Source organism: Bacillus sp. LB7 (genome assembly GCF_030449715.1).
In the GTDB taxonomy this organism is placed as follows: domain Bacteria; phylum Bacillota; class Bacilli; order Bacillales; family Bacillaceae; genus Bacillus; species Bacillus paralicheniformis.
This window is the reverse complement of the sequence record NZ_JASGCA010000004.1, coordinates 102,917-122,396: the sequence shown is the minus strand read 5'-3', so window position 1 is coordinate 122,396 and position 19,480 is coordinate 102,917. Positions and strand designations below refer to the sequence as shown.

The 19,480-nt window shown below is 44.8% G+C and carries 25 protein-coding genes; 20 read left to right on the top strand and 5 right to left on the bottom strand.

Annotated features, from left to right (window positions below):
- Window positions 1-4: 4 nt before the first annotated feature.
- On the top strand, window positions 5-922 hold the full coding sequence (locus QMZ64_RS07200) for a chemotaxis protein (protein ID WP_075753085.1): 918 nt from the start codon (window positions 5-7) through the stop codon (window positions 920-922).
- Between the two features lie 29 nt (window positions 923-951).
- Here the strand turns inward: QMZ64_RS07200 and QMZ64_RS07195 are convergent, their stop codons facing one another.
- The 4 genes from QMZ64_RS07195 to QMZ64_RS07180 all read right to left on the bottom strand — a co-directional run bounded on the left by QMZ64_RS07195 (window position 952) and on the right by QMZ64_RS07180 (window position 4,477).
- Complete coding sequence (locus QMZ64_RS07195) at window positions 952-1,413, bottom strand: YkyB family protein (protein ID WP_003181285.1); 462 nt, start codon at window positions 1,411-1,413, stop codon at window positions 952-954.
- Between the two features lie 141 nt (window positions 1,414-1,554).
- Window positions 1,555-2,856, bottom strand: a complete 1,302-nt coding sequence (locus QMZ64_RS07190; protein ID WP_165426869.1) for an MFS transporter — start codon at window positions 2,854-2,856, stop codon at window positions 1,555-1,557.
- A gap of 88 nt (window positions 2,857-2,944) precedes the next feature.
- Window positions 2,945-3,442, bottom strand: a complete 498-nt coding sequence (locus QMZ64_RS07185) for a L,D-transpeptidase family protein (RefSeq protein ID WP_165426870.1) — start codon at window positions 3,440-3,442, stop codon at window positions 2,945-2,947.
- Window positions 3,443-3,619: 177 nt separating this feature from the next.
- Window positions 3,620-4,477: a metallophosphoesterase gene (locus QMZ64_RS07180; protein ID WP_165426871.1), complete on the bottom strand. Its 858-nt coding sequence runs from the start codon at window positions 4,475-4,477 to the stop codon at window positions 3,620-3,622.
- A 145-nt stretch (window positions 4,478-4,622) separates the two neighbouring features.
- On the opposite strand from QMZ64_RS07180, the gene fadH reads away from it, so the two are divergent.
- The 18 genes from fadH to rok all read left to right on the top strand — a co-directional run bounded on the left by fadH (window position 4,623) and on the right by rok (window position 17,601).
- Window positions 4,623-5,387 carry a 2,4-dienoyl-CoA reductase gene (gene fadH / locus QMZ64_RS07175; protein ID WP_065644033.1) on the top strand — a complete coding sequence of 255 codons (765 nt, stop codon included), beginning with the start codon at window positions 4,623-4,625 and terminating at the stop codon, window positions 5,385-5,387.
- A 68-nt stretch (window positions 5,388-5,455) separates the two neighbouring features.
- The gene (locus QMZ64_RS07170) at window positions 5,456-6,676 is read left to right on the top strand and encodes an EAL domain-containing protein (RefSeq protein WP_265627168.1); all 1,221 of its coding nucleotides are present in this window, start codon (window positions 5,456-5,458) and stop codon (window positions 6,674-6,676) included.
- A gap of 95 nt (window positions 6,677-6,771) precedes the next feature.
- Window positions 6,772-7,398 carry a DUF3993 domain-containing protein gene (locus QMZ64_RS07165; protein ID WP_265627167.1) on the top strand — a complete coding sequence of 209 codons (627 nt, stop codon included), beginning with the start codon at window positions 6,772-6,774 and terminating at the stop codon, window positions 7,396-7,398.
- A 458-nt stretch (window positions 7,399-7,856) separates the two neighbouring features.
- Window positions 7,857-8,099, top strand: coding sequence for a YkuJ family protein (locus tag QMZ64_RS07160; RefSeq protein ID WP_003181299.1), 243 nt, complete (start codon window positions 7,857-7,859; stop codon window positions 8,097-8,099).
- Window positions 8,100-8,110: 11 nt separating this feature from the next.
- A complete protein-coding gene (locus QMZ64_RS07155) occupies window positions 8,111-8,260 on the top strand; it encodes a hypothetical protein (RefSeq protein WP_165395389.1) in 150 nt (49 codons plus the stop codon).
- A 57-nt stretch (window positions 8,261-8,317) separates the two neighbouring features.
- The gene (locus QMZ64_RS07150) at window positions 8,318-8,836 is read left to right on the top strand and encodes a ribonuclease H-like YkuK family protein (RefSeq protein WP_020451199.1); all 519 of its coding nucleotides are present in this window, start codon (window positions 8,318-8,320) and stop codon (window positions 8,834-8,836) included.
- Window positions 8,837-8,974: 138 nt separating this feature from the next.
- Complete coding sequence (abbA, locus tag QMZ64_RS07145) at window positions 8,975-9,154, top strand: antirepressor AbbA (RefSeq protein ID WP_003181305.1); 180 nt, start codon at window positions 8,975-8,977, stop codon at window positions 9,152-9,154.
- Window positions 9,155-9,334: 180 nt separating this feature from the next.
- The gene (cbpB, locus tag QMZ64_RS07140) at window positions 9,335-9,778 is read left to right on the top strand and encodes a cyclic-di-AMP-binding protein CbpB (protein WP_265627166.1); all 444 of its coding nucleotides are present in this window, start codon (window positions 9,335-9,337) and stop codon (window positions 9,776-9,778) included.
- 142 nt (window positions 9,779-9,920) lie between these two features.
- Window positions 9,921-10,796, top strand: coding sequence for a transcriptional regulator CcpC (locus QMZ64_RS07135; RefSeq protein ID WP_265627165.1), 876 nt, complete (start codon window positions 9,921-9,923; stop codon window positions 10,794-10,796).
- Window positions 10,797-10,926: 130 nt separating this feature from the next.
- Entirely contained in the window at window positions 10,927-11,406 is a 480-nt protein-coding gene (locus QMZ64_RS07130) for a flavodoxin (RefSeq protein ID WP_265627164.1), read from the top strand.
- A complete protein-coding gene (locus tag QMZ64_RS07125) occupies window positions 11,396-12,289 on the top strand; it encodes a WD40/YVTN/BNR-like repeat-containing protein (RefSeq protein ID WP_265627163.1) in 894 nt (297 codons plus the stop codon). Before QMZ64_RS07130 ends, QMZ64_RS07125 begins: the two co-directional genes overlap by 11 nt.
- Before the next feature lie 19 nt (window positions 12,290-12,308).
- The gene (locus QMZ64_RS07120) at window positions 12,309-12,761 is read left to right on the top strand and encodes a flavodoxin (protein WP_265627162.1); all 453 of its coding nucleotides are present in this window, start codon (window positions 12,309-12,311) and stop codon (window positions 12,759-12,761) included.
- Between the two features lie 106 nt (window positions 12,762-12,867).
- On the top strand, window positions 12,868-13,578 hold the full coding sequence (dapD, locus tag QMZ64_RS07115; RefSeq protein ID WP_265627161.1) for a 2,3,4,5-tetrahydropyridine-2,6-dicarboxylate N-acetyltransferase: 711 nt from the start codon (window positions 12,868-12,870) through the stop codon (window positions 13,576-13,578).
- A 69-nt stretch (window positions 13,579-13,647) separates the two neighbouring features.
- Entirely contained in the window at window positions 13,648-14,772 is a 1,125-nt protein-coding gene (locus QMZ64_RS07110) for an N-acetyldiaminopimelate deacetylase (RefSeq protein ID WP_265627160.1), read from the top strand.
- 62 nt (window positions 14,773-14,834) lie between these two features.
- Complete coding sequence (locus QMZ64_RS07105) at window positions 14,835-15,080, top strand: YkuS family protein (protein WP_003181323.1); 246 nt, start codon at window positions 14,835-14,837, stop codon at window positions 15,078-15,080.
- 295 nt (window positions 15,081-15,375) lie between these two features.
- Window positions 15,376-15,918: a biofilm-specific peroxidase AhpA gene (gene ahpA, locus QMZ64_RS07100; protein WP_020451207.1), complete on the top strand. Its 543-nt coding sequence runs from the start codon at window positions 15,376-15,378 to the stop codon at window positions 15,916-15,918.
- A gap of 89 nt (window positions 15,919-16,007) precedes the next feature.
- The gene (locus QMZ64_RS07095) at window positions 16,008-16,466 is read left to right on the top strand and encodes a redoxin domain-containing protein (RefSeq protein ID WP_020451208.1); all 459 of its coding nucleotides are present in this window, start codon (window positions 16,008-16,010) and stop codon (window positions 16,464-16,466) included.
- A gap of 547 nt (window positions 16,467-17,013) precedes the next feature.
- On the top strand, window positions 17,014-17,601 hold the full coding sequence (rok, locus tag QMZ64_RS07090) for a transcriptional regulator Rok (protein WP_020451209.1): 588 nt from the start codon (window positions 17,014-17,016) through the stop codon (window positions 17,599-17,601).
- Between the two features lie 144 nt (window positions 17,602-17,745).
- Here the strand turns inward: rok and QMZ64_RS07085 are convergent, their stop codons facing one another.
- A complete protein-coding gene (locus tag QMZ64_RS07085) occupies window positions 17,746-18,702 on the bottom strand; it encodes a coiled-coil domain-containing protein (RefSeq protein ID WP_265627159.1) in 957 nt (318 codons plus the stop codon).
- Window positions 18,703-18,854: 152 nt separating this feature from the next.
- Between QMZ64_RS07085 and mobA the strand changes: the two genes are divergently transcribed.
- Window positions 18,855-19,442 (top strand): molybdenum cofactor guanylyltransferase, encoded by a 588-nt coding sequence (gene mobA, locus QMZ64_RS07080; protein WP_265627158.1) that lies wholly within the window; start codon window positions 18,855-18,857, stop codon window positions 19,440-19,442.
- The last annotated feature ends 38 nt before the right edge of the window (window positions 19,443-19,480 follow it).

The window sequence follows — 19,480 nt, the reverse complement described above, 5'->3', positions numbered from 1 at the left end:
ATCAGTGTCTTCAAACCAACAGGAAATTTTATTAAGTTCGGGAACCAATGAATTAGAAATCGTGAAGTTCGAAGTTGGTCTCAACATTTTCGGCATAAATGTCATGAAAGTCAGAGAAATCATTCAGCCGGTTGACATCACGAAAGTGCCTCATTCGCACAAGCATATGGAGGGCATGATCACATTGCGCGGGGAAATTCTTCCCGTCATTGATTTATTCTCTTTCTTCGGCGTCGAGCACGGTGAGGACGAGCATCAGGAAAAATACATTGTGACGGAATTCAACAAGCGGAAAATCGTCTTTCACACAGGATCGGTTTCGCAGATTCACCGGGTGTCGTGGGAAGAAATCGAGAAGCCGACCGCTTTAAACCAAGGAATGGACCGTCACCTTACCGGCATCATTAAGCTTGACGGCACAATGATTTTCCTGCCTGATTACGAAAAAATCATTTTTGATCTTGAGTCTGAGTCAGGTACGGACCCTTACCAAATGAAAGATGAAAAATTTGATCAGAGACGGACTGACAAAAAGCTGATGATTGTCGAAGACTCTCCGCTCCTCTTGCGGCTTTTGGTGGAAAAGCTGAATGAAGCGGGGTATAACAACATCGTATCTTTTGAAAACGGAAAAGAGGCTTACGAGCATGCGCTTCAATTGATGGAAGACGGCACAGCTCTTCACGAAAAAGTCGATCTCATGATCACGGATATTGAAATGCCGCAGATGGATGGACACCGGCTCACAAAGCTGTTAAAAGATAACCCGCTGAGTTCGGAGCTGCCGATCTTGATTTTCTCTTCTTTGATTACAGACGATCTTCGCCATAAAGGGGAACAAGTCGGAGCTGACGAACAAATCAGCAAGCCAGAGCTCAACGAACTGATCGAAAAGCTTGATAAATATATTTTCAAGGAATAAAAAAAGCCTCTTTTCGAGGCTTTTTTTTATTAAAAATAGCTTTCGCCAAGCTTCTTGAAGACGGGCTTTGAGGCAGGGCGCTTCCGGTTTGTGACGAGCGGTTTTTCCTTAATTCCCGTGTAGTTTTGAAGAAGCTGTTTCGCTATATTCAAAGACATATGAGCTTTAGGGTTCCGATACGAATGATTTAATGTACCTAAGTGTGGAAGGTTTGCGAAGTCTTCTTTTGTTGGAGGCATGTGAAAAAAGTAGTCTCCGAGAGAAATCAGCACATCTGACTGCTGCTGGCTGAATCTTGGATTTTTCGAAAAGTGAAGGCCTACCTTTTTACCCTTTCCTTCATTAAGCAGCTTTTGCAAAGCTTTCTTTTTCAGAAGATACAGGTATTTGGGATTAGTCGCGGTTTTCGCATGGCGATTAACTGTATAAATCGCTTTTGAAAGGTTTTCAACTGTCGGTTTTAATTCTTTCGTATGATTATGGTCGTCCATCTTTTCTCTCCTATCCATTCGTTTCTAGATCACCTCCTAAAGATGCAAGGCTTATGTCTAAATTATACGAAATAGAACAGAAAATGCAAATATCTCATAGAAAAAACGCACGATTTTTTAAGGAATCGCGCGTTTTCATCTTTATAAAACAGAGTTCATTTTCGCTTTTGTATTTTTTTGTCTCTTCAGCGCCGCTTGAACGTCGATTTCCGCGCTCTCGGCGCTTAATTTAGGCAGGACGATAAAATAGTACATCGCCGCCAGCAGAATAATTCCCGCCAAACCGTAATATATATAATCGACATCGGCGATGATCCCCGGGAATAGAACAGCGATCACGCCAAGCGCTGAGGATTGCGCCAGCATTGTCAGCGGATCGGTCCACCCGCTGACTCTTCCCATCAGCCTCGGGTGGACGATTTTGGGAATCCAGCCGCCAAGCGCTGTGTTGATCGGCCCGATGCATATCCCGGCAAGAAACGCAGCCGAGTAATATACGGGCAATTGATCTGTAAACCCAAGCAGAATGATAAAGGCACCCGCTATAAAAATCGGGACTGACATCATGTATGCCGGCTGCACTTTTTTTTCAAGCAAAGCGGCAACGGCAATCCCTGTCAAAAGTCCGATACCCAGTACGATTGTAAAGAGGGATGTATGCCACTCATAACTGTCAGGGGACAGCTCATACTTCATTTTAAACATCGGCAGAACCGAAAGTCCGCCGCTGACAAGCCCGAAGATAAAATATCCGAATACGAGTGAGGCAAGCAATTTATTTTTTAGTATATAAACGATGCCTTCCTTAAAATCGCGCATCGAATCTTTGACGGTCATGTTTTTCCAGCCTTTTTGCCCGTTCGGCTGCCGCGCTTCAAGCGGAATATCGCAGGAACGGATTAAAATGCCGGATACGATAAAGCTCACAAAATCAAGAGCGATAGCTCCATGCAGGCCGATCGTCTTGTACATAAAAGCTCCAATTCCTACGCCGAACAATAGAAACAGGCTGAAAAGCATCTGGTTCAGTCCGGCTGCCTTTGCATACTGATCCTTTCTTAAAATGGCCTGGACCAAACTTGCTTCGGCCGGGTAGAAAAATTTTGTAACCGCGCTTCTGATAAATAGAACTAAAAACACAAGCGGTATGATCTGAAGATACAGTACAAAGAAAAGAACGACAGTCAATCCCGCTCTGATCCAATCACAGTTTTCCGCGACTTTCTTGCGGTCAAAACGGTCAGCGACCACCCCGACGATAAAGAATACAAAAACCGTCGGCAAGGAATACATCAGCTCGGCGATTGTCGTGTAGGCCGGCTGGCTGCTGAACCGGTCGAGCAAGAAAAAAGCGAAAGCCATATTTCCGACTGTCGTTCCCATTTGAGAAGCGAAAGCTGCGAAAAAAAGTCGGACGAAATTACGATTTTTAAAAAGATCCATATATACGCTCCTTACCCTAAAGGTCCCATTATATCTTAATACAAGATGTTGGATTGTTCAAATTGCATTTGTCTGGAAATGTACTGGCCTAAGGTGTAATGGACACTCGGGTTCCGTTGGGTACGATAGAAGCAAGTTCCAGAACATCCTGATTGTGCATGCGGATACATCCCCTTGAAACAGCTTTGCCAATTGACGCCGGGTTATTCGTTCCATGGATGCCGTAGTGTTGTTTTGAGAGGCTCAGCCAGTAGGCGCCGAACGGGCCGCCCGGATTTGGCTGCCGGTTGACAATGACAAATTCGCCTCTCGGCGTCTGTGTGAGGATTTTTCCGACGGCAATCGGATATGTTTTTACAAGTCTGTCTTGCTCATATAATCTGAGCGTTCTTCCGCTAAGAGACACGACAATCCGATAAGGAATTGTGTCCGGGTTTCTAATGCCGGGAATGATAATCGATTGGCCTGCGGACACTTGGCTGCCGTTTAAGCCCGGATTCGCCTGCAGCAAAGCCTGCCGGGTCGTTCTGAAATCGGCGGCGATGCTTTCCAGAGTTTCTCCAGGTTTTACTTGGTACATCAGCAATAATCAGCACATCTCCTTTTCAAAACGAAAAGAGAGCCTTTTCCGCTGCTAATATATAGACGGAAAGAGGCTGGGGAAGTTTCGTTTTTTTAATGAGGATTGGATGAAAGGAGCGGGAATGTTTTTACTTAATGTATGCAGATGTCTTGCGTTTTGAGCCAAAAGGCCGGTCAAAATTTAAATGGATTCAAGCTGGAACACGGTGATTTCGGGCTTTGACAGAAAGCGGAGCGGCAGCCTGGTCGTGCCGATTCCTCGATTGACATAGATTTTCAATCCGGCTGTTTCATACATCCCTTCCGTATAAATTTCTCCGTACGGAGGCGTGATTAAAGGACCGAATACGGGAATCTGAATTTGTCCGCCATGGGTGTGTCCGGATATTTGCAAATTGACGGGGTATTGTTTTGCTGTTAAAGCAGCGTCCGGCTCATGGACGAGCAAAATCGAGAAGGCTTTTTCGCTCAGCTTTGACAGGATGCCTTCATAGTCCGGCCTGCCGAGCATCAAATCATCGAGTGAAGCGATCTCAATGACGCTTCCGTCTATCAATTCAAGCTTCATGAAGTCGTTTCGCAGCACCCGAAAACCGGCCGATGCCATGAGCGTCTGATAGACTTTTGTTCCATAACCGCCGTGATCATGGTTTCCGAATATGGCCAGCTTTCCATAGGGGGCCGCAAGCTTTTTTAAGGCGTTGACAGCACGCTCGTGTTCCCGGTAGCGATGCGGTTTATCTATTAAATCCCCGCTGAATACGATAAGGTCCGGGGAGAGGGCGTTTACTTGGCTGACAACATTTGAAAGCTCGTCTGCTGTAAAGTATTCGCTTAAGTGGGTGTCGCTGAACTGAACGATCCGAAACTTGTCAAACCCTTTAGGAATGAGCCGATGCCGAATGGGGATCAAGTTCGTTTCAAGCATATGCGGTTCGAGATAGCGCGCATAGCCCAAGCCGCCGGCAGCGGTAAAGAGCCCTGCTGCAGCAAGGCCTAAGAAGCCTTTTAAAAATTGTCTTCTGGACGGATTTTTCATAAGCAACCAACCTTTAATAGAATCTCTACATTATATCATCCAGAAAAGCCGTTTTAGGACAGTCCGCGTGTTTTGTTAATTTTTTTTAACTAATATGATAAACTATGAATTGAATGAATGATCATTCATGACAAGGGGGATGGATATGGACAGAAAAGTTGTAATCGTGACCGGCGGGTCGAGCGGAATGGGAAAAGCGATCGCCAAAAAGCAGGCTGAAGAAGGCTGGAATGTGATGATTACAGGCAGAACACAAGAAACGCTTGAAGCGGCGAAAGAAGAAATTGAAACATTTGCGGGGCAGGTGGCTGTATGCCGGATGGATGTCAGGTCTGTTGAAGATGTGGAACAGATGATCACAGAGACGGCAGGACGCTTTGGCACGATCGACGCTTTGGTTAACAATGCCGCAGGGAACTTTATCTGCCCTGCTGAAAAACTGTCGGTCAACGGCTGGAAGGCGGTCATCGATATTGTGCTGAACGGGACATTTTATTGCAGTCAGGCAGCCGGCCGCTACTGGATCAAGGAAAAAAAACGCGGCCAGATTTTAAATATGGTCGCGACATATGCATGGGGCGCCGGTGCCGGTGTCGTTCATTCCGCGGCGGCCAAAGCAGGTGTGCTGTCGCTGACGAGGACGCTTGCCGTCGAGTGGGGAAGTGCATACGGGATCAGGTGCAATGCCATCGCGCCCGGTCCGATCGAGCGGACGGGCGGTGCCGAAAAATTGTTCGAATCGGAAGAAGCCGCGCGCGCGACAATCAAAAGCGTTCCGCTCAACAGGCTGGGAACCCCTGAAGAAATCGCGGGGCTCGCCGCATTTTTGCTTTCTGAACAGGCGGGATATGTCAACGGGGAGTGTGTGACGATGGACGGCGGTCAATGGCTGAATCCCCGTCCGTTTTAAGATTTCAAATTCAAAGGTGCGGGCCGGTATGGTATAATCAGACAAAGATTAGAAGCAGGTGATATGCCATGTTGGATCCACTCGATATTTTAACGAACATTGAAGATGTCATTCCATACTATCAGCCGATCTTCAGTGCTGAAGAACAAAAGGTGATCGGCTATGAAGTGCTGGGGCGTATCAAGGTAGAATCTGAAGTGAAGAGCCTCGGGCCGTTTTTTTCTGATCCGACAATTCCGGAAGAATACAAGAAAGAGGTTGATCTCAAGGTGATCCGCCAGGCGCTTGATCATTTTTTGGAGAGCGGTCGCGACCTGCTCATCTTCGTCAATCAAGATGCAAATGTGCTGATGATGGATCACGGTGAATCGTTCCTCGACCTGTTGATGGAATATCAGGATAAAGGGCTCGAGCTTAGCCGTTTCGTTATCGAAATCACGGAGCAAAAGTTTGAAGGGGATATTGAACAGCTGCATCATTTGCTGACCTATTACCGTACATACGGAATTAAAGTGGCTGTTGATAATATCGGAAAAGAAAGCAGCAATCTCGACAGAATCGCTCTTCTTTCCCCGGATCTGTTAAAGATCGACCTTCAGCCGCTCAAGCTGTCTTCTCCTTCACCATCCTATGAATATGTGCTTTACAGCATATCGCTCCTTGCCAGAAAAATCGGCGCCGCATTGCTTTACGAGGATATTGAGGCGAGCTTTCAGCTGCAATACGCATGGAGAAACGGTGGCCGGTATTTTCAGGGGCAGTATCTTGAACTGCCGAAGGATGAATTTATCGAACGGGATGTATTAAAGGACCGGTTGCAGGCCGAGTTTCACCAATTTATCACGCGTGAGAAGAAGAAGCTAACCATTCTGTACGACCACTCTGAGCAGTTTTACAAACGGATTCATCAGCTTGTCACATCGCTAAAGAAAACGGCTCAGTCTGACGATGAGTTTCTCTTCAATCTCGGAAAAGAACTGACCGATTGCAGCTTTAGAATTTACATGTGCGATGAAGACGGGATTCAGCTGACGAAAAACGTGTTTAAACATGACGGAGCATGGATATTTCAGCCTGAGTACATCGGCAAAAACTGGAGCTGGCGCCCTTATTTTCTCGAGAATATCATGAGGATGAGAACGATGAGAAAAGGGTTTTTCAGCGATTTGTACAGCGATATCGAAACGGGGGAAATGATCAGAACGTTTTCCTATCCGATGGATGAAGAAGTGTATCTGTTCATTGACCTGTCCTACTCATATTTATACGAACAAGACGGATTAATTTAAGCGGCGGCCTTTCGCCGCTTTTTCTTTCGAGAGGTTTGCTTTGCGTATATAAAGGAAAATGTGAATATATATATGCTAAAAAAGGGGCGGATCATATGAAGAACGTTTGGTCATCCTTACTGTGCGGACTATTGACTGCGGCTTTTGTATTCCTCTGTGCGGATTTTGCCGAAGCCGGAGAAAAACCGACAAGAGCGTCGTTATTTGAGACCCTTCAATCCGTATCTGACATCCATTTTCAGCTGACCGAAAAGGAAAGAACGAAAACAGACATGATATCCCTCTTGGAACCTTATATGGAACACGCCATGGCAGCGAAGTACGTAGAGGCGAACGCCTTTCCCGAACAAGCGGGATGGATTTTTTACGGGACAGACGCGCCGGAAGTTGCAATCCCTTTCTTCAGCTATGATGAACACACAAAAGTGGCGGTGAAAGACGGAAGCTATACCGTATATGAATGTGTTGGAGATCAAGACGGCGGTCCTGTTTCATATCAAAAAAATTATCAGACGGTGACGCTGGAGAATATCGGCGGCAGCTTCAAAGTAACGGCTATCGGCCAATCTGATACAAAACCGGCTGGAGAAGACATGATGTCCGAACAACCGGATGAGAAAGAAACAAACTCGAATTTTGCGGATAACAAGGAAGCAGACCACGCTGTATTCCCGCTGTTTGCCATCGATATTAACTGGACATTGTCCGAACTTTTCAGCTAGAAAAAGAATTTTTAAAAAATTCATTGACAATGATACTGATAATCATTATCATTTAATTATAGAGAGATGAACCTCTCTGTTCCCCAACCCCTCTATCAGATCAAGATTTAAAAAACTTGGCGCTGCCCCCGCCAAGTTTTTTATTTGCATGGAATCCCGCACTGCAAATGGCTGCGGGATTTTTGGGCTTTAGGTGTGGGACAGGAATAAGACAATCCTGTTCCTCCATAAATCTAAATTGGTGGTTAAAATAGGCTCCTTTGCAGTCAAAAAAATATTTTTCATGTATGACATGAAAAAAGAAAACTCAAACTATGAAAAGCGGTTTTTCTTTTTCATGATCAGAAAGGAAAAATGTCATCGGCTGATACTTTGTGGTATGATGCTTTGTAGAACTTGTATTATAATTAATACTTGTTGATCCTGAAGTTGTTTTTTTGAAAGGAGTCTTTTTTAGAATGTCACAATTAATGGGTATCATCACGAGACTGCAGAGCCTGCAGGAGACTGCGGAGGCTGCCGGAGAACCGACGCAGCGCAATTTTGAAGTGAACGGAGAAAAAATTTGCAGCGTAAAATATTTTGAAAAAAACCAAACATTTGAGCTGACAGTTTATCAAAAAGGCGATAAGCCTACCACATTTCCGTTTGACAACATCGATATGATTTCAATCGAAATCTTTGAACTGCTTCAGCAATAGGAGGATATGGCATGAAAGCTTTTCCAAGCGTTATTTGTCCGCATTGCAAAACAACCGAGCATATGGATCAAGTTCTGACAGCCCAGTCCAATCAGAATGTGATTTACAGATGTGACAGCTGCGGGTTCAGCTTGAAAAATATACCGACCAAAAAAGGATAGCAGACAGACGAATCGTTCCATCTTCGGTGCAGATCAAAAATGAAAAGGGGCATTCCAATGGCTGATTCTTTTCTTTTTTATAATCTTTCTGAAGATCAAATGACATTTCCTGAAGTGATCGGGAGACTGAAGGCGTTCATACGCCAAGATCCGCGGGCAAGCTATTTGCTGTCCGTCGGAACAGACTCGCAAATCCATCAGAACTGCACAAAGTTTATCACGGCTATCCATTTGCACCGCAAGGGCAAAGGAGCGTGGGGCTGTCTGAAAAACACGGTTGTCAACAGACCGATACATAGCCTCAGGGAGAAAATATCGCTTGAAACAGCTTACAGCCAAGAGATTGCCGCATATCTTTTAAATGATTACTTTAATGAAATTATGGATCTGCTTCTTCCGTTTACAGACGAGGGAGCAGATTTAACCCTTGAAGTTCATTTGGATATCGGAAAAAAAGGAATGACAAAGGACTTAATCCAGGAAATGACAGGTCGGATCACCTCGATGGGGATCTGCGCTAAAATTAAACCTGACTCCTACACAGCTTCAAGCTATGCAAACCGGTACACAAAATAATTGTTTGAAAGAAAATCGAACAGATGTCGAAATGTGCGGTTGACGTTTGAATTGCAATTTCATATTCTAGCCCTATAGAAACTAGAGAGAACATATCGTTTCTGACTCTAGCTAAATCAATTAGGGGGCTGGTTAAGAATGGAACGCTTTTCAGAAGAAGAGAGAAAACTGTTGCTGAACGTACTTTTGGACCATGAGTATGCCGTAGAGCTACTAAGCAGTGAGATCAATGATATAGAAACGGGTACAAAAAATGTGGATAGCCTGACATATAAAAAACTGGTTACCTTATACGACCGTGTCCGGTCTGAAAATTAGGTCAGATTATATCAATTGATACTCATTAGAGTATCTTTTTTGTTTCCTAAAAGGATATGTAATGATAAACTGACCTTGGAAGAAAGGAAAGTTTTCGACAAATATTGATATCGTTTATATTATTGTAGTATAGGGAAAATAAGCGTTGATGGATTAAAGCTGAAAAGGAGTCGAAAAATCATGATTAGTTTGCAATCAGATGAACTTCTTGAAACGACAGTAGGTCAGTTTATGATCGATGCTGATAAAGTAGCCCATGTTCAAGTCGGAAATAATCTGGAACATGCCCTTCTCGTATTGACGAAAACCGGATATACCGCGATCCCTGTACTTGATGCTTCTTTCCGTTTGTACGGATTAATCGGAACGAATATGATCATGGATAAAATCTTCGGCTTGGAACGAATCGAATTTGAGAAGCTTGACAAGATTCATGTTGAAGAAGTCATGCTGACAGACATCCCGCGCTTGAAAATTGACGATCCGATCTTAAAAGGATTCGGACTGGTCATCAACAACGCGTTTGTATGTGTCGAAAATGAAGAGCAGGTTTTCGAAGGCATATTTACAAGGCGTGTCGTGTTAAAACAGCTGAATAAGCATTTGAGAACGTTGAATAAATAGGCGCGGCAGCGGCCTATTTTTTATTTGCAGCGCTCCACCAAACCCTCCGTACATTCTCCGAAGCCAGACTTCCCGCTTGATTAAAAAACAGCCGTTTGATTAAATGTATGATAAGAAAAACTTATTGGAATGAGGAATGTCCATGCAGCTTCAAGAGCTCCACATGCTTGTCGTTCTGGCGGAAGAATTAAATATGCGGAAAGCGGCTGAACGCCTGTTTGTTTCCCAGCCGGCTTTGTCCCAGCGCCTGCAGACCATTGAGAAATCATGGGGAACGAAAATTTTTTTAAGATCGCAAAAAGGGCTGACCGTTACGTCTGCCGGAGAAAAAATCATCCAGTTTGCAAAAGATGTGACATTGGAACAGGAAAAAGTGCGAGAGAATATCGATGAGCTGGAGGGCGAGATTCACGGTACGCTCAAATTGGCGGCCGCTTCGATCATCGGGCAGCATTGGCTTCCCAACGTTTTGAAAACCTATGTCAAACAATATCCAAACGTGAAAATTTCGCTCATCACCGGCTGGAGCAGCGAAATGCTGAAAAGCCTCTACGAAGACCATGTTCATGTCGGCATTATCAGAGGAAACCCGGAATGGAAAGGGCCGAAGCACTACTTGATGCGGGACGAATTGTACCTTGTCGATACAGAGATCCGAAACATTGAGGACATTGCCAAAACGGAACGGCCGTTCATCCAGTTCAAAAGCGACAGCACATACTATCAGGAAATTCAGCACTGGTGGCACCAAAAGTTCAAAACGTCGCCAAAGCAGACCATTATTGTCGACCAAATTGAAACATGCAAACAGATGGCTTTCCACGGAATCGGTTATGCGATCCTTCCATCTGTGACGCTTCACGGAAGCGCAAGCCATGTTCATCAAATCCCTTTGCTTGATGCTAAAGGAAAAGCAATCGGCAGAGATACGTGGCTGCTCGGTTATGAGCCGGCTTTTCAGCTGAAGCAAGTACAGGCGTTTGTAGAGGTTGTGAAAGCATGTACGGCAATTGAATAAACATCAGAAAGGCAGGACTCCAAGAAGAGGGCTGCTTTTTTTGAGTGAGTTATTGACATTGATAATCATTATCATTTAAAGTGTATCTATATAATAATGAAAATCATTATCAATAATAGAGGTGATTCTGTTGTCTAAAGCATTAATTGCATATGCCAGCATGTCCGGCAACACGGAGGATATCGCGATGATCATCAAAGATATATTGAGGGAGAACGGTTTTGATGTCGCAATTCAGGAAATGGATGATGTCGATACCGACTCTTTGGCTGAATACGATCTTCTTTTAATCGGCACCTACACATGGGGAGACGGGGATCTTCCTTATGAAGCGGAATCGTTTTACGACGAGGTCTCTTCGCTTGACCTTAAAGGAAAGAAAGCGGCATGCTTCGGGTCCGGCGATTATGCATACCCCCGGTTTTGTGAAGCGGTCAACACGTTTTACAGCATGCTCGAACGAACCGGCGCCGATCTTTATCGAGAGACCTTGAAAATAGAACTTGCCCCCGAAACGGATGAAGATGCCGAGTGCTGCAAGGAATTTGCCGAAGGTTTTATAAGATGGGCAGAACAGGAAAAGCGGCAGGCTGAGTCTCATGTTTCATAAAGGTGCGACGGCCGTCGCTTCGGCAAAGCATTCCGGTTACTTTGTCGCCATCAAGCGGGAAGGGATTTTTCACTATTCACTTGAACAAGGCTGGACAAAGCTTTTTCAATTAAAAAGCAAGATTTGTTCCATCACCTATATCGGCGATTATTTATTCGGCGCAGGGGAGAGGGGAACGATTATCAGATCGTCTGACCAAGGAACAACCTGGTCAATCTCAAGCTTTCCGACAAACGCCACGATTTGGTCGATTACAGGGAGAACGGACGGCTTTGTTTGTGCCCATGGGAAGCATTGCATTTACATATCAGAGGATTTCGGCGTCTCATGGAAAATCGTCAAGCCGTTTTCCGGTTTGAGTCATCCGCCCGTGATCCGCTCTCTGTGCCTCCATGAGGAGCGCCTTTACATCGGAACGCAGATTCATGAAGTGCATGGCGGTGTTTGGGCATACGATTTGGCAGCAGAATCGGCTTTTTTGATCAAAAAAGAAACCGGCCGCATGACCGCTTCGATGATCGCATTTGAAGGCGAATGGCTGGTTTGTGCGATGGGATCCAAAAAAGGAAATCACGGTGCCGTCAATTTGGTTAACACCCACACGAATGATGAAATCCAAATCAGGCAGGGCCTTGTTGAGCATGAAGAATCATTCCTGGATGTGTCCGAAGACAACGGAATCATCTATGTCACATCGGCTCAAGACCGAGACGGATTTTCAAGAATCTACCGGCTTGATTTCTTTGAAAGAGAACTGAAATGGTTTGACACGATTAAAGGGCATGGATTCAGAGTGGCCAATCAAAAGGAGAACTTCTTTTGCGCAGGTCTTTATGAATGCAAATTTGTCAGGCCTTATGAACAGCCTGCTGCAGCCCACTGATTTTATAGGAGGAATAACGATGGGGAAAGTTTTGCTGGTTTATGCAAGCATGTCTGGAAATACAGAAGCGATGGCCGATTTAATCGAAAAAGGCCTTGTTGAGGGCGGGGCTGAAGTGGACCGCCATGAAGCGATGGATGTAGATGCGGCGCTCTTTAACGATTATCAGCACATGATATTTGGCGCCTATACATGGGGTGACGGGGATCTCCCTGATGAGTTTTTGGATATTTACGATGATATGGAAGGGATGGATTTCACAGGCAAGACGTTTGCTGTTTTCGGGTCAGGAGATACTTCTTACGAGCATTTTTGCGGTGCCGTCGATATTCTTGAGGACAAAATCAAAGAGCTTGGCGGAGACACGGTGCTTCCGTCCGTCAAAATCGAAATGAATCCGGAGGGTGAAGAAGAAGATATGCTGCTTCAATTCGGCAAGGATTTTGCAAAGAAATGTGAAATGCCGGCATGACATTTGATAAAAAAGGAAACGGGACGCCCCCTTTCCTTTTTTTCTTGTTTTTAAATCTTTCCTTTGATACAGTAATGAGGAGAAAAAGAGAAGGAGGACTTACATAATGAAAATGATGGATGCAAATGAGATTATCTCATTTATTCAAAATAGTAAGAAATCAACACCTGTTAAAGTGTATGTGAAAGGCGATCTTGAAGGAATTGACTTCGGCGCTTCAGCCAAGTCTTTTATTACAGGGCATACTGGGGTTGTATTCGGAGAGTGGGCGGAGATTCAAGCTGCGCTCGAAGCAAACAAAGGCAAAATTGAAGACTATGTTGTCGAAAATGACCGCCGCAATTCGGCGATCCCAACGCTCGATTTGAAAAATATTAAAGCGCGCATCGAGCCGGGTGCGATCATCCGCGATCAAGTGGAAATCGGCGACAACGCCGTCATCATGATGGGAGCTTCCATCAACATCGGCTCTGTGATCGGCGAAGGAACGATGATCGATATGAATGTCGTGCTGGGCGGACGAGCTACCGTCGGCAAAAACTGCCACATCGGAGCCGGCTCCGTGCTTGCCGGTGTCATTGAGCCTCCTTCAGCAAAACCTGTCGTTATTGAAGACGATGTCGTCATCGGTGCAAACGCCGTCGTACTTGAAGGCGTGACTGTCGGAAAAGGAGCCGTCGTTGCTGCCGGCGCGATCGTTGTGGAAGATGTTGAGCCTTACACAGTAGTCGCGGGAACGCCTGCGAAAAAAATCAAAGACATCGATGAGAAAACAAAAGGCAAAACAGAAATCAAACAGGAATTGCGCCAGCTTTAAGAAGCGGCAGCGAAAAGTGCGTGGATGTGACAATCCACGCATTTTCATATCGCCGGGGAGGTTAGAAAGATGAAATTGGACGAATTAGCAGCGATTCGCAGAGAGCTGCACCAAATTCCTGAACTCGGTTTTCAGGAATATAAGACACAGGCTTATCTTTTGAACCACTTAGCAAAGCATCCGGAAGACCGGATTGAAATTGAAAAGTGGAGAACCGGACTGTTTGTAAAGGTTAAAGGGAAAGCCCCTGAAAAGATTTTGGCGTACAGGGCGGATATGGACGGGCTCTCGATTCGGGAAGATACCGGATACCCTTTTTCTTCCGTTCATCACGACAGGATGCATGCGTGCGGGCATGATTTCCACATGACGATTGCCCTCGGCATCATCGATCATTTCGTCAGCCACCCGGTTAAACAAGATCTGCTGTTTTTGTTCCAGCCGGCTGAAGAAGGACCGGGCGGCGCTGAGCCGATGCTTGAAAGCGACTTGTTTAAAAAGTGGGAGCCGAGCATGATCACAGCGCTGCACATCGCGCCTGAGCTCCCGGTCGGAACGATCGGAACGAAAAGCGGGCTGCTCTTTGCCAATACGTCAGAGCTCGTAATCGAACTTGAAGGAAAGGGCGGGCATGCCGCATATCCCCACCTTGCAGAAGATATGGTGGTCGCCGCCAGTTCGCTCGTTACGCAAATGCAGTCGATCGTAGCCAGGAATGTCGATCCGCTGGACAGTGCTGTCATTACGATCGGGACGATTACAGGCGGATCGGCACAAAACATCATCGCTCAGCAAGCAAGGCTTGAAGGAACGATCAGGACGCTGTCCCCAGCGTCAATGGAACAGGTGAAAAAAAGGATCGAGGCCATGGTAAGAGGGCTGGAAACAGCTTATCAATGCAGCGGTAAAGTCAGCTATCCTGCCGCATATTATCAGGTCTATAATTCAAGCGGTTTAGTTGAAGACTTTATGCAGTTCGTTTCTGAAAACGGCCTTGCAGAGGTCGTCCGTTCAAAAGAAGCGATGACAGGGGAGGACTTCGGCTATATGTTGAAAAAGTATCCGGGCTTCATGTTTTGGCTCGGCGTCGATTCACCTTACGGGCTTCACCATGCCAAACTTGAGCCGAAAGAGGAAGCGCTTGAGACGGCAGTCCGCGTCATGACGGCTTATTTCTCTTCCAAAGCCAATTAGATCAAGCGGCTGGTATAAAAAATCGGCAAACGTGGCATCTTAATTGGTGGAGGTGTTTCTTCATGTCGAAAAAAATCGGAATCGAACAATCTCTTTCTGATGTCGAGGCTGCTTTGAAGGAAAAAGGGTATGAGGTTGTAACGATGAAAACCGAAGACGATGCAAAAGGCTGCGACTGCTGTGTTGTCACTGGTCTGGACACTGACATGCTCGGGATTTCAGATACGATGACCGGAGCATCTGTCATCCAGGCGACAGGTTTAACTGCCGATGAAATCTGTCAGCAGGTTGAGCAAAAACTTCAGTAATTAGACATAAAACCGAAGTTCCAGCTTCGGTTTTAACTTGTTTTTCCAAAAAAACGGCTGCCGGGTGTTAAACGGTTGTTTCCTCATCCGGAGGCATGTTACACTTTTTTTAAAGGCTTAGAAAAGAACAACCACTAATTTAAATTTATTATCAATTAATATTGACTAAAAATATGGTAAGTATTATAATGAGTGATGTATGTGATGTTATTAACTAAATGAGAATTTAATATTTAAATTCTCATTTTGATATGGGTAGCAGAACCCAAAAATCACAATTGGAGGGATACATAAAATGGCAGAACGCATGGTAGGTAAACAAGCGCCGCGCTTTGAAATGGAAGCGGTTCTTGCAAACAAAGAATTCGGAAAAGTAAGCCTTGAAGAAAACATGAAAAATGATAAGTGGACGGTTCTATTCTTCTATCCTATGGACTTCACTTTCGTGTGCCCGACAGAAATTACAGCAATGTCTGACCGCTATGACGAGTTTGAAGACCTTGATGCAGAAGTGATTGGCGTCTCAACTGACACCATCCACACTCACTTGGCATGGATTAACACAGACCGCAAAGAGAACGGTCTCGGCCAGCTGAAATACCCGCTTGCTGCCGACACAAACCATGAAGTATCCCGTGAATACGGCGTACTGATTGAAGAAGAAGGTGTGGCGCTTCGCGGATTGTTCATCATTAATCCGGAAGGCGAACTTCAATATCAAACAGTGTTCCATAACAATATCGGCCGTGATGTAGACGAAACATTGCGCGTGCTCCAAGCGCTGCAAACAGGCGGTCTTTGCCCTGCAAACTGGAAACCGGGTCAAGCAACTCTTTAATTTTTATTCTCAAATTAGAAATCAGATTGGAAAGGTCTAACATTTGTTAGACCTTTTTAATCGACAAAAATGACAATGGAGGAAAAATCATGAAATTACGTCAGCCGATGCCGGAACTGACCGGTGCAAAAGAGTGGTTAAACGGAGAAGTGACAAAAGAGCAGCTTATCGGAGAAAAGCCAACATTAATTCATTTTTGGTCGATCAGCTGCCACTTGTGCAAAGAGGCGATGCCGCAAGTCAATGAATTCCGCGACCGCTACAGCGATAAACTAAACGTGGTGGCCGTGCATATGCCGCGTTCAGAAGACGATTTAGACCTGAATAAAATCAAAGAGGTTGCCGCAGAACATGATATTACTCAGCCTGTTTTTGTTGACAGCGACCATAAGCTGACTGACGCTTTCGAAAATGAATATGTCCCGGCTTATTACGTTTTTGATAAAACAGGCCAGCTTCGCCATTTTCAAGCTGGAGGAAGCGGGATGAAAATGCTCGAAAAACGTGTAAACCGTGTTCTTGCCGAAACAGAACAGTCTGCTGAATAAAATTGAAAAGCCCCGTTTTCATGGGGTTTTTTATTTATTCGGCTCCTCATCGCAAAAAAAAATAAAAAAATTTCCTCTATCCGCCCCTTTCGACAAATAATTCATTAGACACTGTTTATTTCATTTGATGAGTCTTATGTCCTGTTTTTGTTTCAGGAGTTTTTCTGACTTTCCCCGTGCACAACAGACTGTGAATTCGACAAGTGAAATCTGTCAATTTTGAATATTCTGGATTTATAAGCCGGAATAATCATTGATATTTCACACTTTCCATCATGATTAAACAGTAGAGTCTAATCGTAAATTATGTTTTATTGAAAAGTAATTTTCTAGGTTCCTTCATTATTTACCATTTTTCGACAACGGGTTTAGAGTAGGACGAAATGCTTCAAAAACTCCTCAGGCTTCAAGTTTTCCGGAAATTTAGTTCTATTTTCTTAACGGAAAGCAACAGTAGAAAAACGAAAAAATAGTTGATAAAATTAGTTTGGTAATCTAATATTTTTATTAGAAGGTTTATTTATTCTGATAGGAGGGTATAAACGGTATGTTTAACGAGAGGGAAGCATTGCGTTTAAGATTGGAGCAGCTGAATGAGGCTGAGGTTAAGGTGATTAGGGAGTATCAAATTGAGCGGGATAATATATATGCAAAGCTGCGTGAATTGGATCGTCCATCCAGCTTTAATGATACAAAAAAAGATTTTCGCCCGGAGCGTAAAACGGAATCTCTCCCTGTTTTAGCTGAATTAGCTGCGCAGGAGATGAAGAGCTATCAGCAACAACAGCAGCAGCCGCAAGCATCTCAAAAGAACCAGCAGCAGACTTCTCCGCAAACCTCCTCACTGCCTGCCGGAATTCCAGATGGAACGACAAGGCGCAGAAGGGGTACAGCACGTCCAGGCTCAAAAGCTGCAAAACTGCGTGAAGCGGCGATTAAAACATTAAAACGCCATAATGCGGCCATCAAAAGCTCCGAACTTCAAAAAGAAATCGAAAAAGAGAGCGGACTTGAGATCCCTAATATGACAACCTTTATGCAAAGCCTGATTAAAATGTACCCGGAAGTCAAAAAACCATACCGCGGTCAATATATATTAGAGGGTGAGATTTCTACCGAGACAGAGCAGCAATAGTCAAACCCTTGCTTTTCCAGATAGCGTTTCCATTTTGAGGGACACTAAGGCGGCCGCTATATACGCCGCCGCCGTAATCAACTGCTTGAGACAATCGACTCAAGCGGTTTTTTATAAAATCCAAATTATCCCTTAAAGTGGTATTCAATTTAAAGGTTTTGTTTCTTTGTCTTTGCGTTTCATTTGATAGACCCATTTTTGCGGGGTAGTTTCTTCTTTCGTCTGTTTTTTCCACTCAGTTATTTTCTGATCCATTTTCGTGTCATTTTGTTTGATGACGCTCAATTGCTGTTGGAGCTGATCGACTTGCTCCGTAACTGTTTGAAGCACCGCCTCGATCTGTTCAGACCGTTCAAAAAGCTCTTCGTTTTGTTCAAGCGCCTTCTCCGTCTGCTGAGATGTATCAATATCGGCAAAATGAGAAGCGATCCACTTATCACTTTCATCGAGCTGCCTTTTATAGGATAGAATCGTTTCGTAAAACAGCGCTTCTTTTGTTTTTTCAGCCTCCAAAAGGCGGTTTTTCGTTTCTGTCACCCGCTCTTTTAATACCGCAACATCTGTTTCGATTTGTTTGAGCTGAAGACCTTTAGCGTGAAGTTCGTCTTTCAGGCGGGCATTTTCGTGGGCAGCGTTTTTGAGCTCCTGCTCCTTTTTTTCCCTCAGCGTTTTTTCTTTTTCCGCATGAAGCTTTTCATATTCTATTTGGCTATGTAAGCTTTTTTTCTCCTCTTCGACTTTTACATTTGTTAAATGAAGGCGGTGCTTTTCTTCTATCTCCTGTTTTCTTGCATAGGTTTCTTTTTGAAGGAGCTCCTGAAGAACAACGATTTTACCCAGCAGTTCGCTTTTTATTCGGTTGAGCGTTTCGGCCGACTCGTCTTCCTTGTTTGCCGAGACCCGCTCCAGTTCGATTGACAGCTGCTGAAGCTGCTGTTTCATCTCGGCGTTTTCCTGGTTAAGCTTATGATTTTTTTGATGAAAATAGCTTGCTTCAAGCTCGTGTATCAATTGATGTGATCTTGCCAGCTCCGCCTTTAAAAAAAGGTTTTCCTGTGATAAATCATGAAAATAAGGCAGCGAACCCGATGTTTTTTTCATGGTGACCAGCCCCCTATTGATGTTACAACTACAATATGCATAAATGAAACCCGCCATGCCTTTTGAAAAAGAGATTTTACAGACTTGTTCGGATTTCTAAAATTTTGCTATGATGTTCGCAGGCAGGAACATGTGAAGGAAGGTTGAGCTGCATGAAAGAAATACATGTCATATTATCAGGGGGATTTTCGCGCCGTTTTGGGGAACCGAAGGCGTTTGCCCGCTGGAAAGGCAAGCCGCTTTATCAATGGTGCAAACAGGCGCTGGGAGGCGACGTCTTGATATTGAGCCGTCCGGGGCTGACGGAGCGGTTTATAGAGCTCGGAGAAAAAGCGGTGCTGGAAGATATCGAACCTTTCAGTGGGAAAGGGCCGCTTGCAGGTATGTACACAGCCATGGAGCGGGCGGAAGGGGAATGCTATATTTTTTCGGCCTGTGATACCCCGCTTGTCCGGCAGGAGACCATATCGGCTTTAAAACGGCAGATGACCCCGGCAGATGACGCCGTCGTGCCGGTCGCAGACGGTAGGGCGCAGCCGCTTGTTGCCGTCTACAATAGAAGGGTGAAATCCGTCCTCCTCGAACAGCTTCAGCAGAACGAACTGAAGATCAGCAGTTTTCTCGACCGCATCCGCGTCAAGTATATTGAAGCTGATACGGTCGGGGCAGAGCCGCGGGAATTTATAAATGTCAATAAAAAGTCGGATTTAGATAAAATAGAACCGTTCTTTCCGGGATGAAATATTTTATTATAGATTGCAAGGGTTTTTCGAAAAGG